Origin of the sequence: Nocardia crassostreae, assembly GCF_001613405.1 — a bacterium.
Lineage (GTDB): Bacteria > Actinomycetota > Actinomycetes > Mycobacteriales > Mycobacteriaceae > Nocardia > Nocardia crassostreae.
This window is the reverse complement of record NZ_BDCH01000028.1, coordinates 170,218-183,795: the sequence shown is the minus strand read 5'-3', so window position 1 is coordinate 183,795 and position 13,578 is coordinate 170,218. Positions and strand designations below refer to the sequence as shown.

12 protein-coding genes and 1 riboswitch are annotated in these 13,578 nt (G+C 66.8%); of the genes, 8 read left to right on the top strand and 4 right to left on the bottom strand.

What is annotated here, in order from left to right:
- Positions 1-263: 263 nt before the first annotated feature.
- Positions 264-1,514: an RNA-guided endonuclease InsQ/TnpB family protein gene (locus tag NC4_RS27700; RefSeq protein ID WP_245721964.1), complete on the bottom strand. Its 1,251-nt coding sequence runs from the start codon at positions 1,512-1,514 to the stop codon at positions 264-266.
- Between the two features lie 312 nt (positions 1,515-1,826).
- On the opposite strand from NC4_RS27700, the gene NC4_RS27695 reads away from it, so the two are divergent.
- The 4 genes from NC4_RS27695 to NC4_RS41180 all read left to right on the top strand — a co-directional run bounded on the left by NC4_RS27695 (position 1,827) and on the right by NC4_RS41180 (position 5,514).
- Complete coding sequence (locus tag NC4_RS27695) at positions 1,827-2,519, top strand: TetR/AcrR family transcriptional regulator (RefSeq protein ID WP_067544010.1); 693 nt, start codon at positions 1,827-1,829, stop codon at positions 2,517-2,519.
- Between the two features lie 11 nt (positions 2,520-2,530).
- A riboswitch (SAM riboswitch) is annotated at positions 2,531-2,641 on the top strand.
- A gap of 95 nt (positions 2,642-2,736) precedes the next feature.
- Positions 2,737-4,074, top strand: coding sequence for a bifunctional o-acetylhomoserine/o-acetylserine sulfhydrylase (locus tag NC4_RS27690; protein ID WP_067544228.1), 1,338 nt, complete (start codon positions 2,737-2,739; stop codon positions 4,072-4,074).
- Between the two features lie 44 nt (positions 4,075-4,118).
- Complete coding sequence (gene metX / locus NC4_RS27685) at positions 4,119-5,228, top strand: homoserine O-acetyltransferase MetX (RefSeq protein WP_067544226.1); 1,110 nt, start codon at positions 4,119-4,121, stop codon at positions 5,226-5,228.
- A 124-nt stretch (positions 5,229-5,352) separates the two neighbouring features.
- On the top strand, positions 5,353-5,514 hold the full coding sequence (locus tag NC4_RS41180; protein ID WP_169814883.1) for a hypothetical protein: 162 nt from the start codon (positions 5,353-5,355) through the stop codon (positions 5,512-5,514).
- Between the two features lie 53 nt (positions 5,515-5,567).
- Here the strand turns inward: NC4_RS41180 and NC4_RS27680 are convergent, their stop codons facing one another.
- Entirely contained in the window at positions 5,568-5,882 is a 315-nt protein-coding gene (locus NC4_RS27680) for a DUF3017 domain-containing protein (protein WP_084529839.1), read from the bottom strand.
- 78 nt (positions 5,883-5,960) lie between these two features.
- On the opposite strand from NC4_RS27680, the gene NC4_RS27675 reads away from it, so the two are divergent.
- From NC4_RS27675 to NC4_RS27665, 3 genes are all read left to right on the top strand, one after another.
- On the top strand, positions 5,961-6,437 hold the full coding sequence (locus NC4_RS27675; RefSeq protein ID WP_439957561.1) for a tRNA (cytidine(34)-2'-O)-methyltransferase: 477 nt from the start codon (positions 5,961-5,963) through the stop codon (positions 6,435-6,437).
- A gap of 115 nt (positions 6,438-6,552) precedes the next feature.
- The gene (locus NC4_RS27670) at positions 6,553-7,164 is read left to right on the top strand and encodes a Uma2 family endonuclease (RefSeq protein ID WP_067544220.1); all 612 of its coding nucleotides are present in this window, start codon (positions 6,553-6,555) and stop codon (positions 7,162-7,164) included.
- 377 nt (positions 7,165-7,541) lie between these two features.
- On the top strand, positions 7,542-8,513 hold the full coding sequence (locus NC4_RS27665) for an EamA family transporter (RefSeq protein WP_067544008.1): 972 nt from the start codon (positions 7,542-7,544) through the stop codon (positions 8,511-8,513).
- Between the two features lie 63 nt (positions 8,514-8,576).
- Here the strand turns inward: NC4_RS27665 and NC4_RS27660 are convergent, their stop codons facing one another.
- On the bottom strand, positions 8,577-8,807 hold the full coding sequence (locus NC4_RS27660; RefSeq protein WP_067544006.1) for a DUF167 domain-containing protein: 231 nt from the start codon (positions 8,805-8,807) through the stop codon (positions 8,577-8,579).
- 88 nt (positions 8,808-8,895) lie between these two features.
- Between NC4_RS27660 and NC4_RS27655 the strand changes: the two genes are divergently transcribed.
- Positions 8,896-10,002, top strand: a complete 1,107-nt coding sequence (locus NC4_RS27655) for an epoxide hydrolase family protein (protein WP_245721962.1) — start codon at positions 8,896-8,898, stop codon at positions 10,000-10,002.
- Positions 10,003-10,056: 54 nt separating this feature from the next.
- Here NC4_RS27655 and NC4_RS27650 read toward each other — a convergent pair whose 3' ends face one another.
- Positions 10,057-13,494 carry an error-prone DNA polymerase gene (locus NC4_RS27650; protein ID WP_067544004.1) on the bottom strand — a complete coding sequence of 1,146 codons (3,438 nt, stop codon included), beginning with the start codon at positions 13,492-13,494 and terminating at the stop codon, positions 10,057-10,059.
- Between the last annotated feature and the right edge of the window lie 84 nt (positions 13,495-13,578).

The following is a 13,578-nucleotide window of genomic DNA, read 5'->3' as shown; positions in this document are numbered from 1 at the left end:
GGTGGTGCTCCCATTGCACGGCCGAAGGGCGCCGCTTGTAGCGGACTCCAGCTGTTCAACAGACAACGTATACGCATGGCGCGCGGCACGGGGCCTGTGGTGCCAGGTCCACGTACGCTGTGGCGTCAAGCAAGACAAGCGTACTGCTGCTATGAACCTCACCGCGCGGGCAGCCCCCACTGTGCGGGAAGCTGCCCTCAGTTACTCGCGAGTAAGATTTTCAGACTCCCACGTGCGTGTGTCCGGCGCCTTCCAGCAGGTTCTCAGGCTTGTCGCGAATCATCAACCAGTTGCCGTCGTCCACGCCTGGTTGGCGAGAACCCCGACTTCGCAGTCGGGTCTTTCTGCTTCATCGCCGACCGCCCGCCAGGAGTACTCCTTTGAGGTCTTACACCGGCTCCACAGACCGTCACCGCCCGGCCAGCGGCCAAAAGGTTCTTCGCGGCGTTCACATCCCGATCGTGGATCACACCGCACCCGCACGTCCACGTACGGAGTTCAAGCGGCATCCCGTCCTGCAGAGCGCCACAGCTCGAGCACAGCTTCGACGACGGGAACCAGCGGTCTACAACCACCAGTTCGCGCCCGTACCAAGCACACTTGTACTCCAGCATTCCCCGGAATGTGGCCCACGCCGCGTCACTGATCGCGCGTGCCAGGCGCGCGTTTTTGACCATGTTGCGCACGGTCAGATCCTCGATCACGAGCGTTTGGTTTTCACGCACGAGCCGAGTGGTGAGCTTATGCAAGTAGTCGCGGCGACGGTCGTTGATTCGGGCATGGACGCGAGCAACCCCGCGACGAGCCTTTTCCCGGTTTGCTGACCCCTTCACTTTGCGGGCCAAGTTTCGTTGTGCCTTCGCGAGCCGAACGCGATCGCGCCGCTCATGCCGCAGATTAGCGATCTTCTCCCCCGTCGACAGGGTCACCAAGTACTCCAAGCCAGCATCGATACCCACAGCAGTGTCGGCGATAGGGAGCCTGGCGATCCGCTCCTCAACGAGGATGGATACAAACCAGCGCCCAGCAGCATCTCGGGACACAGTTACCGTGGACGGCTCAGCCCCCTGCGACAACGGCCGCGACCACACGATGGCGAGCGGTTCGCTCATCTTCGCCAACGTCAGACAACCGTCGCGCCATCGGAAACCAGACTTGGTGAATTCTGCCGAGGCACGAGACTTCTTACGCGACTTGAACCGTGGATAGCGGGCTCGCATGTCCCAGAACGCGGTGAACGCGGCCTGCAAGTGCCGAAGCGCCTGCTGCAACGGCACCGACGACACCTCGTTCAGATATGCCAGGTCCTCAGTCTTCTTCCACGCAGTCAGCATCGCCGAGGTCGTGTTGTAGTTGATCCGCTCTGCCCGCAGCACCCACGCTTCGGTACGAGCAGCGAGAGCCAGGTTGTAGACCTTGCGGACGCATCCGAACGTGCGCGACAACTCGGCCGCCTGGCCGACGGTCGGGTAGAAGCGGTACTTGTAGGCCCGCTTCTCACGCGGCGGTTTCACGCCTCACAAACTAATACGCCAAATTGTGAGATTGTGCGGTTCTGCGATTATTGGCCGAGCGAGTGTCATCCAGCACCACCATCAGCTGCGCCAGCGCGAGCACGGCCAGCGCCCTCCAGCGTGCGGAATTTCTTGTCGTAGTTGGCTTTCCGTCGGCATCGAGAGCCAGAGTCCCACCGGTCATGTCATCTCCTCGGTTCCGGACACCGCCATCGTGTCATCAAGCGACAAATGTCGCCCAGAAAAATCTGTCGCAGTGCGACAGTTGTCGTATTGCGGCGCTATTCGCCACCCCGCCGATAGACTGGACCGATGCTCGGTTTGTCGACGACCACCCGGACCGGACTTCGGGAGCGCAAGAAGCAGCTGACCCGATCGCGGATCATCGAGGTCGCCCTGACGCTGTGCGACCGGCAGGGCTTCGACGCCACCACCGTGGAACAGATCGCCGATGCGGCCGATGTGTCCCCACGCACCGTGAACCGGTACTTCGATTCGAAGGAGGCCATCGTCCTGGGCCTCATCGAGGACTTCGACGGCGCGCAGGCCGCATTTCTCGCCGACCAGCCGCGCACCGGCAATGAGCTGGAAGCGCTACGCGCCAGCTTCCTCGCGGTGATCGACAGCATCCTCACCGACGGCGAGCCCATCTCCTTCGATCAGTTCAAGCAGATGCAGCGGCTCATGCTGGACAACCCGACCGTGCGGGCCCGCAGTTTCGAGTACGTCAACTTCGAGCGGGCCGCCCTGGCCCAAGCGCTGGCCGACCGCCTGGAGACCGAACCCGATGCCCTCGCTGTGCAGCTGGTGCTGTCGATTTGGCAGGTCATCTGCCATTCCGGCAAGGAGGACGGCCTGCGGCAGCTGCTCGACGGCAATGATCTGAACGCCATTGCCGAGCACTGCGTGAATCACATGAATACCGCCTACACCGAATTCGTCCGGGTGTGCGCCGTTCCGAATGTGTCCGGCCCCACTGCGGGAAGTTCCGACTCCGGCCGTTAGAATCCCCCTCAGGTCAAGAGCATCAGCGATAAGCCCCGGCTCGCTGATCGGCAACCCTCCAGCTGCGGTGGGGTGCTCCGGGTGAGGACCGGGCGCTCGATGGTCGAGCGCAAGCGCAACGTAGGAGGCCACCCGAAATGTGTTGTTGTCGAACCCTGTTCGTTTCTCGATAGCGTCAGACTTCCGCCTTTCGGCGACCTTTTTCTTGGAGCAGGACATGAGTGACTCGACCGCGCCCGCGGCCGCCCCGGTTGATCCGGCCGACTGGTCTTTCGACACCAAGCAGATCCACGCCGGGCAGGCCCCCGACACCGCCACCGGGGCCCGCGCGCTGCCGATCTATCAGACGACTTCCTATGCCTTCCGCGATACCGACCACGCCGCCGCGCTGTTCGGGCTCGCCGAACCGGGCAATATCTACACCCGCATCATGAATCCCACCCAGGACGTGGTGGAGCAGCGCATCGCCGCCCTGGAGGGCGGTGTGGCGGCGCTGCTGGTGGCCTCCGGACAGGCCGCGGAGACCTTCGCGATCTTGAATCTGGCCGAGGCGGGCGACCACATCGTGTCGAGCCCGCATCTGTACGGCGGGACCTACAACCTCTTCCACTACTCGCTGCCCAAGCTGGGCATCGAGGTGAGTTTCGTGGAGGATCCGGACGATCTCGAGCAGTGGCAGGCGGCCGTCCGGCCGAATACCAAGGCGTTCTACGGCGAGACGGTCGCGAATCCGAGCAGTTCGATTCTGGATATCCCGGGCATTGCCGAGGTCGCGCACGCGGCCGGGGTGCCGTTGATCGTGGACAACACCGTGGCCACCCCGTACCTGATCCAGCCACTGCGGCACGGCGCGGACATCGTGGTGCACTCGGCCACCAAGTACCTGGGCGGGCACGGTTCGGCGGTCGCCGGTGTGATCGTGGACGGCGGCGCCTTCGACTGGACCGTGCGCGATGCCGAGGGGCAGCCGCGGTTCCCGGGGTTCACCACCCCGGACCCGTCCTACAACGGCGTGGTCTTCGCCGATCTCGGCGCACCGGCGTTCGCGCTCAAGGCGCGCGTGCAGCTGCTGCGCGATCTGGGGTCGGCGGTCTCGCCGTTCAACGCCTTCCTGATCAGCCAGGGCATCGAGACGCTGAGCCTGCGGGTGGAGCGGCACGTGGCCAATGCCCAGGCGGTGGCGGAGTTCCTGACCGCGCAGCCGGGTGTGGACAAGGTGTTCTACGCGGGCCTGCCGAGCTCACCCTGGTTCGAGCGTGGCAAACAACTGGCTCCCAAGGGCGTGGGCGCGATTGTCTCCTTCGAGCTGGCCGGTGGCGTGGATGCGGGCAAGAAGTTCGTTGAGGCGCTGGTACTGCACAGCCATGTCGCTAACATCGGGGATGTGCGCTCGCTCGTGATCCATCCGGCGTCGACGAACCATTCCCAGCTGACTCCCGACGAGCAGCTCGCTTCGGGCGTCACGCCTGGTCTGGTGCGTTTGGCCGTGGGCATCGAGGGGATCGCGGACATCCTGGCGGATCTGCGCGCCGGACTGACGGCGGCGGCACGGTGATCGTGAACATCGAATCGAGCACGGCGCGCGAGACGGCGGAGGCACTGCTTCCGCCGTCGGACGGCACGCTCGCCAGCCTTGCCATCGGGGATCTCCGGCTGGAGAACGGCGCCGTCATTCCGGACGTGACGCTGGCCGTGCAACGGTGGGGCGAACTTTCCGCGAACGCCGACAACGTGATTCTGGTCGAGCATGCGCTGACCGGCGATTCGCACGTGGTCGGCCCGGCCGATGTGCATCACGCCCAGCCCGGCTGGTGGGACGGCATTGTCGGACCCGGCGCGGCCATCGATACCGGCGAATGGTGTGTCATCGCCACCAATGTGCTCGGCGGCTGCAAGGGCAGCACCGGGCCCGCCTCCCTGGCGGCGGACGGAAAGCCCTGGGGCGCGCGGTTTCCCGAAATCTCCATTCGCGATCAGGTGACCGCCGAGGTGCGGCTGTTCGATCTGCTCGGCATCGACCGGCTGGCCGGCGTGGTGGGCGGGTCCATGGGCGGTATGCGGGTGCTGGAGTGGATGGTCGGGCATCCGGAGCGGGTGGGTTCCGCGCTGGTGCTGGCCGTCGGCGCGCGCGCCACCGCCGATCAGATCGGCACCCAGACCACGCAGATCGCCGCCATCACCTCCGATCCGGACTGGCAGGGCGGGAACTATCACGGCAGCGGGCGCGCGCCCATGACCGGTATGAGCCTGGCGCGGCGCATCGCGCATCTGACCTACCGCACCGAGTTCGAGCTCGACCATCGCTTCGAGAACCACGCCCAGGGCACCGAAAACCCTTGGGCCGGTGGGCGGTACGCGGTGCAGAGCTATCTGGAGTATCAGGCCGACAAGCTCATCGCGCGGTTCGATCCGGCCACCTACGTGCTGCTGTCGGAGGCCATGAACCGCCACGACGTGGGGCGCGGGCGCGGCGAGGTCGAGGCGGCGCTGGCGGCCACCCCGGTGCCGTGCGTCGTGGGCGGCGTGGACTCCGATCGGCTGTACCCGCTGCGCACGCAGCAGGAACTGGCCGATCTGCTGCCCGGCTGTCGCGGACTGGAGATCGTGCGTTCGCGCGACGGCCACGACGGATTCCTCACCGAGACCGAGGCGATCGGCAAGCTCATGGTGGAGACCATGGAGCTGGCACGCGCGGCCCGCGAGCGCTAATTCGAGTCGCGCCCGTTTCGCGCGAATTACGCTGAGGCGCTGCCGGTTTCAGGCGGGTGACACGTCGGTAACCGTGATCGGATCGCGATCCAATCCGGCCGCCGTGCCGCTAATGTTATCCAGCATGACGGCAGCCTTCGATGACATGGATCTTCGTGATCTCGTCGATCTGCTCTCCGAGGAGGAGCAGCTCGAGCTTCGCCCCGATATCCTCCGCGTGTTACACCGGCTCCCGTCGCAGGAGATCCTGCGCCGTGAGCTCGGCCGCCGCATGACCAAAGTCTAACCAGCCCGAAGTCCGAACACCCGGGGCTCACCCAGCCCCGGACCGACCCACCTCTACGTGATCCCCAGCGGGCTGATGGTCACCGCCAGCGCGATGATCGTCGCACCCAAGGCGGTCAGCCACGCCACATCGAAGCCCTTGCTGCGCACCGCCAGCACGCCCACCTTCTCGGTCGGCAGCAACATCCGGAAGGCCGCCGCCAGCAGCGTCGCGCCGCCGAAGATATAGGTCCCGCGCCTCCAGCGATCCCAGGCCAGGAAGACCACGGCAACGATCATCACCAGCGCGATCAGAATGATCGGCAGATTATCCCGCACGAAAGCACCGGCGCGGCTGCTGCGATCCTCGGGGGCGGCATGGGCACTCACCCCGCGAGCTTAACCGGATACGCCGATCGCGACGTGCCGACCACCGGGTCACGAACAGAACGGTCCCCATGTTCTGCGATGCTGATCCGCGTGTTCCATTTGGTGTTCTTCGAACCACGCATCCCGCCCAATACCGGTAATGCCATCCGCCTTGCCGCGGGCACCGGCTGCCACCTACACCTGATCGAGCCCCTCGGCTTCGACCTATCCGAGCCCAAACTCCGCCGCGCCGGCCTGGACTACCACGACCTCGCCTCCGTGACGGTGCACGAAAACCTCGCGGCCGCCTGGGATGCCATCGAACCCGGCCGCGTTTTCGCCTTCACCTCCGCCGCCACCCCCCGCAATACGGACATCGCCTACCGATCCGGCGACGTCCTCCTCTTCGGCCCCGAACCCACCGGCCTCCCCGACCACGTCCTCGCCGACCCCCGCATCACCACCCAGCTCCGTATCCCCATGCTCCCCGGCCGCCGCTCCATGAACCTCTCCAATGCCGCCGCCGTCGCCGTCTACGAAGCCTGGCGGCAGCAGGGATTCCCGGGCGCGGTGTAGGACAATACGGACGAAGCCGTCCGCTCTGCGCGAAGACAGGAGGCTGCGGGCCATGGCGAAATACCCTGATGACGTGTCCATTCCACAGATCGAGCAGCCGGACCTCCCCAAGTACATGACTTGGGAGGAGCTCGAGCAGCTTCCCGAAGAGATCGCCGAGCAGATCGAGCTCTGGGACGGGCGGGCGGTGTGGCTGCGACGCGGACCCAGCGAACATCAGATCTTCACGGCACGTTTGTGGGCCGCCATCGAGCGTTGCATGCGCAAAGCCATCTCAGCAGATCCGGACCGCTGCTGGCGCACGAACCTCGAGACGAATATCTTTCTCGGCGCCAGCGGAAAATCCAACTTCCTCACACCCGATTTCCTCGTCCATCGGTGTCTCGAAAAGCCCTACCAGGACGTCCGTGCTGCCGACACGTTTCTGGTGGGCGAAGTGATGTCCCCGTCGAACAAGCAGTCCGATATAGAGGCGAAGAAGGCCCGCTACGCGAGCGCTGGAATTCCCTGGTACTGGGAGGTTCTCCTGGACCCGAGCCGCAGTGCGATCGCCGTGGTTCGCGCCTTCGCACTCGAAATCGAACCCGGTCACCTCGCAGAGGGTGTCCGCCCGCTGCGCCCGGTCAACTACATCGTCGCGGGCGAGTGGACACCTGCCGATGCCGGCGGCGTCGAGTTCGACTGGCCCTTCCCGATCCACGTCCCATGGGACGAACTCGCGTTCTGAACCCTCCGGTCATCGGCGTGGGTGTTGTGATTTCGTAATCGCCATGCGCTGAACGGCATTCGGTCATGTTACGGTTATCGCATGGTTACTTAGCGGGCCTAGCTTTTATTCGTGAGATACGGTTCCGCTGCGGGTCGCGAGCCCGCGGAGTGTCGAAGACCGCGCTCCGTACCGCGAAATCCCTTCCTACACACCCTCATCAGTCGGTGATGGCCGACGACGGCATCGAATGATCCGTCCCGGACGCGCAGGCGATACCTGCCGACTTCATTCGAATCCACCAATCCACCTGTAGTTCACCACATTTCATAGGGCAGCACGACGTCGGGCGCAAACGTCCGGCGATTTCGACGTGCCGCCGGAACGGAGCAATACCCGTGGCCGACACCTCGGTCGATATCCCGGGCGCCGGAGCATGGGCGGGCGTGCGGCGACTCATCGACGCCGCACCCGCCCCCACCCTCGTACTCGGAGCGATGGTCAGCATTCAGCTCGGATCAGTGCTGGCCAAACAGCTACTGGAGATGGCGGGATCGGTAACCGCGGCCTGTACGCGACTGGTCTTCGCCGGGGCCATCGCACTCCTGCTGTGGCGGCCGTCGCTGCGCATCGAACGGCGCGCGCTACCGGCCATCGCCGGATTCGGCGCGGCCATCGCGGGCATGAATCTCTGCTTCTACGCGGCGATCGACCGCATTCCGCTGGGCATGGCCGTGACCATCGAATTCCTGGGGCCGCTCACCGTGGCGCTGCTGACCTCGCGGCGGCTGGACGCGCTCTGGGTGGCGCTGGCCGCGGGCGGTGTCCTCCTGCTCATGCGCACCGGCGGGCCGGTGTCGTGGACGGGCGTGGGCTTCGCGGTGGCGGCCGGGATCGGCTGGGGCAGCTACATTGCGTGCAGTTCGATACTGGGACAACGCACCTCGGGCAGCGACGGGCTCGCGCTCGCCATGGGTTTCGGCGGATTGCTCGCCCTGCCCGTGGTGCTGGCCGATGCGGGGGCAATCCTATCGAATGCCTGGATTCCACTGGGCGCTCTGACCGTGGCCGTCCTCGCCTCGCTGGTGCCGCACGCCGCCGAACTCGAAGCGCTGCGCCGCATGCCGACGTCCACCTTCGGGGTGATGATGAGCGTCGAGCCCGCCATCGCGGCCGCCGCCGGACTGCTGCTGCTCGGCGAAGCGCTGGAAGTCGGCCAATGGGCGGGCATTGCACTGGTCGTCCTGGCCACCGCGGGGTCCACCCTCGCCTCGGCCCCGGCCGGAACCGAGACCGCACCCGGTGAGGAGACCGCACCCGCCGCGGACCGAGCCCCCGCCACCGATCGAGTCCCGGCCGCGGTGGGGTGATTCCGGCGCCACTCGAATCTCCGCCTCGGCCGGTGGATTCCGCAGACCGGCCGTCGGCCCGGGTCAGTCGCCGATCTCGAAGCGTTTGAAGCGGGAGGTGGCGCCGACGGTGAGGCGGACCGAGGTCTTCGCGACGCCGTAGTGCGCGGCGAGGAGTTCGATGGCGGCCTTGTTGGCTTTGCCTTCGACGGCCGGGGCGCGAACGTAGAGCTGGAGGGTCCCGTCGTCGAGGGTCTCGACGAGGGGACCCTTCTTGCTGTTCGGCTTGATCGTCGCTCGCACCACGGTCGGCATTCGTCGATTCTCCCCCAGGGGTTGAAACGGAATGAATCATTCTGCTAATCCGGAACAGAACAAAGCATTCCGTTCCAATGAGATGGCCATGACCTTCCAGACCTTCCGAGTCGACATTCCCCAGACCGACGTGGACGACCTGCGGGATCGACTGGCCAAGGCGCGCTGGACGCCCGCACTGCCCGGGGCCAACCGGGGGCGCGGCGTTCCGGTGGACTATCTGCGCGGGCTGGCCGAGTACTGGGCCGGTGAATTCGATTGGCGCAAGGCCGAAGCCGAGCTCAATCGGTGGCCGCAGTTTACCACCGAGATCGACGGGCAGCGCATCCACTTCAAGCACATCCGCAGCGAGCGGGAGGATGCGAAGGCCCTGCTGCTCCTGCACGACAATCCGGGTAGCGCCATGGGCCTGCTCGAGGTGATCGAACCGCTGTCGCGCGACTTCCACCTGGTCGTCCCGTTCATGCCCGGATTCGGTTTCTCGGCCCCGCTGGCCGAGACCGGCTGGACCGTGCCGCGCACCGCGGCGGCGTTCGCCGAGCTGATGACCCGGTTGGGTTACGAGCGCTTCGGCGCGCACGGCGGCGGTGGCGGCGCGAATCTGTCCATCGAACTGGGCCGCCAGGTGCCGGAGCGGATGATCGGGTTGCACGTCAACGCCTATGTCGCCTTCCCGGACGAGAACCTCGACGGGCTGACCGAGGCCGAGCAGCAGCGGACGGCGACCATCGATACGTTCATGCGGGACGGCATGGGCTTCAACATCATGATGTCCACCCGGCCGCAGACCATTGCGCACGGCCTCAACGATTCGCCGATCGGGCTGCTGGCCTGGGTGGTGGAGAAGTTCAAGGAGTGGAGCGATCCGGCGGCCGAGCTGCCCGAGGACGCGATCGCCAAGGATCGGATGCTCACCGATGTGAGCGTCCAATGGTTCACCGGCACTTCGGGTTCCATCGCACAGAGCTACAACGACCTGGCGCACGACCCGACCGCCTGGGCGCCCAAGCCGCGGGTGAGCGTGCCGACCGCGTTCGTGGTCGCCGCCGGTGATGTCACGGTTCGCCGGTTCGCCGACCGCGACACCACTGTGGCCCGCTGGACCGAATTCCGCTCGGGCGGCGCCTATATCGCGCTCGAGCAGCCCGATCTGCTGGTCGCCGACATTCGCGCCTTCTTCGCCGAAGAGCGCTGAGCGCGTACCGATTCGAGTGGCCGTCCCGGCAATGCCGGGGCGGCCGTCCGCATCTCAGCGGAAGTCGCGGGAGCGACCTTCGATGCGCAGATCCATGCGCTGCAGGTGCTCGGCGACAATGGTGACCGCGCCCTCGGCGTTCTGCACGCGACCACGGATCAGCAGCGCGGGGGCGGATTGGGCGAGGCGGCGGTAACGCGCCCACAGACCGACCGAGCAGACGACATTGACCATGCCTGTTTCGTCCTCGAGATTGAGGAAGGTGACGCCGCCCGCGGTGGCGGGGCGCTGGCGATGGGTGACCGCGCCACCGACGAGCACCCTTGTGCCGTCCCGGATATCGAGCAGATGGCGGGCGGGGACCACGCCGAGGGCGTCGAGGCGGTCGCGCAGGAATTCGGTCGGATAGCTGGTGGGCGAGACGCCGGTGGCCCACACGTCGGCGGCGGCAAGTTCCAGCGCGCTCATACCGGGCAGGGCCGGGGCTTCGGTGACCGCGCCAGTGCCGGGAATGCGGTCGGGGCGTTCGCCCGCGGCGGCCCCGGCCGCCCAGAGCGCTTGGCGGCGGGTAATGCCGAGACTGCCGAGCGCACCCGCCGTGGCCAGCGATTCCGCCTGTGGGACAGTCAACTCCACGCGGCCGGTGAGATCCAGGAACGAACGGTAGGGGCCGGATTCACGGGCGGCGACGATCTGTTCGGCCAGATCGATTCCAATGCCGCGGACCGCGGCCAGGCCGAGCCGGATCTCCATCCCGCGCTGCTCCAGCGTCGCCTCGGCCAGGCTGTGATTGATATCCGGGCCGTGCACCGCGACCCCGTGCCTGCGGGCATCGGCGACCAGCGATTGCGGGGAGTAGAAGCCCATCGGCTGGGCCCGCAGCAGGCCCGCGCAGAAGGCCGCCGGATGGTGCAGCTCGAACCACGAGGAGTAGAACACCAGCGAGGCGAAGCTCTGCGAATGGCTTTCCGGGAAGCCGAGATTCGCGAAGGCGTGCACCTTCTCGTAGATGCGGTCGGCGAGCTCGCCGGTAATGCCGTGCAGATCGGACATGCCCTGGTAGAAGCGGGCGCGCAGGCGTTCCATCTTCTCGGTGGAACGTTTGGAGCCCATGGCCCGGCGCAGTTCGTCGGCCTCGGCGGGGGTGAATCCGGCGACGTCGATGGCCATTTGCATGAGCTGTTCCTGGAACAGCGGAATGCCCAGGGTGCGCGCCAGGGCGTTCTCCAGCGCCGGGTGATCGGCGACGGCCTTCTCCTGTTTGTTGCGGCGGCGAATATAGGGGTGCACCGAGCCGCACTGAATGGGGCCGGGGCGGATCAGCGCGACCTCGACCACCAGATCGTGGAAATTGCGCGGCTTCAGGCGCGGCAGCGTCGCCATCTGGGCGCGCGACTCCACCTGGAAGACGCCCACCGAGTCGGCACGGCACAGCATGTCGTAGACGGCGGCCTCGGTGAGATCCAGCGCGTGCAGTTCGACGGTCTCGCCCTTGTGCTCGCGCACCAGATCGATCATGTAGTGCAGCGCCGAGAGCATACCGAGGCCGAGCAGATCGAATTTCACCAAACCCGCTGCGGCACAGTCGTCCTTGTCCCATTGCAGGACGCTGCGATCGGCCATGCGCGCCCATTCGGTGGGGCACACATCGGCAATGGGCCGGTCACAGATCACCATGCCGCCGGAGTGAATGCCCAAATGCCGTGGCAGGCCCTCCAATTCACCGGCCAGGCCGAGTACGTCCACCGGGATGTCGGTGTGCTCCTCCTGCGACACCCCGGTCCAGCGGCTCACCTGTTTGCTCCACGCGTCCTGCTGCCCCGGCGAAAAGCCGAGTGCCTTGGCCGCATCCCGCACCGCCGAGCGCCCGCGATAGGTGATCACATTGGCCACCTGCGCCGCGTACTCCCGCCCGTATTTGGCGTAGACGTGCTGAATCGCCTCTTCGCGCCGATCGGATTCGATATCCACGTCGATATCGGGCGGCCCGTCCCGCTCCGGCGACAGGAACCGCTCGAACAGCAGCTTGTTCGCGACCGGATCCACATTGGTGATGCCGATGGCGAAGCAGACGGCCGAGTTGGCCGCCGAACCCCTGCCCTGGCACAGGATGTCGTTGTCCCGGCAGAAGCTGACGATGTCGTGCACCACCAGGAAGTAGCCCGGGAACCCGAGCTGCTCGATCACCGCCAGTTCGTGCTCGAGCTGCCGGTACGCCTTCGCGTTCCCGGCCCGCGGCCCGTACCGCCGCGCCGCGCCCTCGAAGGTGAGCTCCCGCAGCCACGGGTTCTCGTCGTGCCCCTCCGGTACGTCGAACGGCGGCAGCCGCGGCGCGATCAACCGCAGATCGAATGCGCATTCCCGCGCCAGCGCAACGGCATTCGCCACCGCACCCGGGCACTGCGCGAACAATCGCGCCACCTCCGACCCGGATCGCAGATGCGCGCCACCGGTGGGCGCGAGCCATCCGGCCATTTCGTCCAGACTCGACCGCGCCCGCACGGCGGCCAGCGCCATGGCGCGCCGCCGCTGCGGCGGGGCCGCGAAATGCGCTCCGGTGGTGGCGACTACCGGCAATCCCACCCGATCGGCCAGTGCGACCAGCCGTGCGTTGCGCTCATCGTCCTCGGGAATCCCGTGGTGGGTGAGCTCCACGCTCACGTGCTCGCGCCCGAATCGCTCCACCAGCTCCCGCAGAGCTGCCTCGGCGGCCGCGTAGCTCTGCGTGAGCGCCTGCCGCACATGCCCTTTCCGGCATCCGGTGAGCACCTGCCAGTGCCCGCCCGCCGCCGCGGTGAGCCGGTCCAGGTCGTAGCGCAGAATCCCCTTCTCCCCCGCCGCCATATGCGCCGCCGCCATCTCCCGCGACAGCCGCCGATATCCCTCCTGACCGCGCGCGAGGATCAGCAGATGCGGCCCCACCGGATCCGGTGCACCGGTGCGCGGCGCGGAATCGACCACCTCCGAACCGAATTCGCCCATCAGGTCGGCCGCACCGCCGCGACCGGCCGCATCGGAGTCCGGCCGCGCCGCGACCGTCGCCCCCGCACCCGTGGCTCCGCGGGGCCGCCGACCACGCGGCCGCAGATGGGCTCCGGGTCGAGCGGCCGTGCCGAGGGAGAGTTCCGCGCCGAAGATGGTCGGCATCCCCCACTCCCGGGCCGCCTCCGCGAATCGCACCACGCCGTAGAACCCGTCGTGATCGGTGAGCGCGAGCGCTTCGAGCCCGAGCCGCACCGCCTCCTCGACCAGCTCCTCGGGCTGGCTCGCCCCGTCCAGAAAGCTGTAGGCGGAGTGCGTGTGCAGCTCCGCGTAGGGCACCACCGGCCCCTCGGGCCGGGCCGTCGCACCCGCCTCGTACTTCTCCCGCTTCCGCGACCAGGCCGGACTGTCGCCGCCGTCGCCGTCGATCATGGGCCGGACCGGGACCGGACGGCCGGAGAGCACACGCTCCATCTCCGACCATGACGGCAGACCGTTGTCCCAGCCCACGGCACCCTCCTTCGCTGCGCCTACCACTCGGTGTATCGAACATACATTCGATACCGACTGGTCTCTACAGAGGGTGGGAAATTG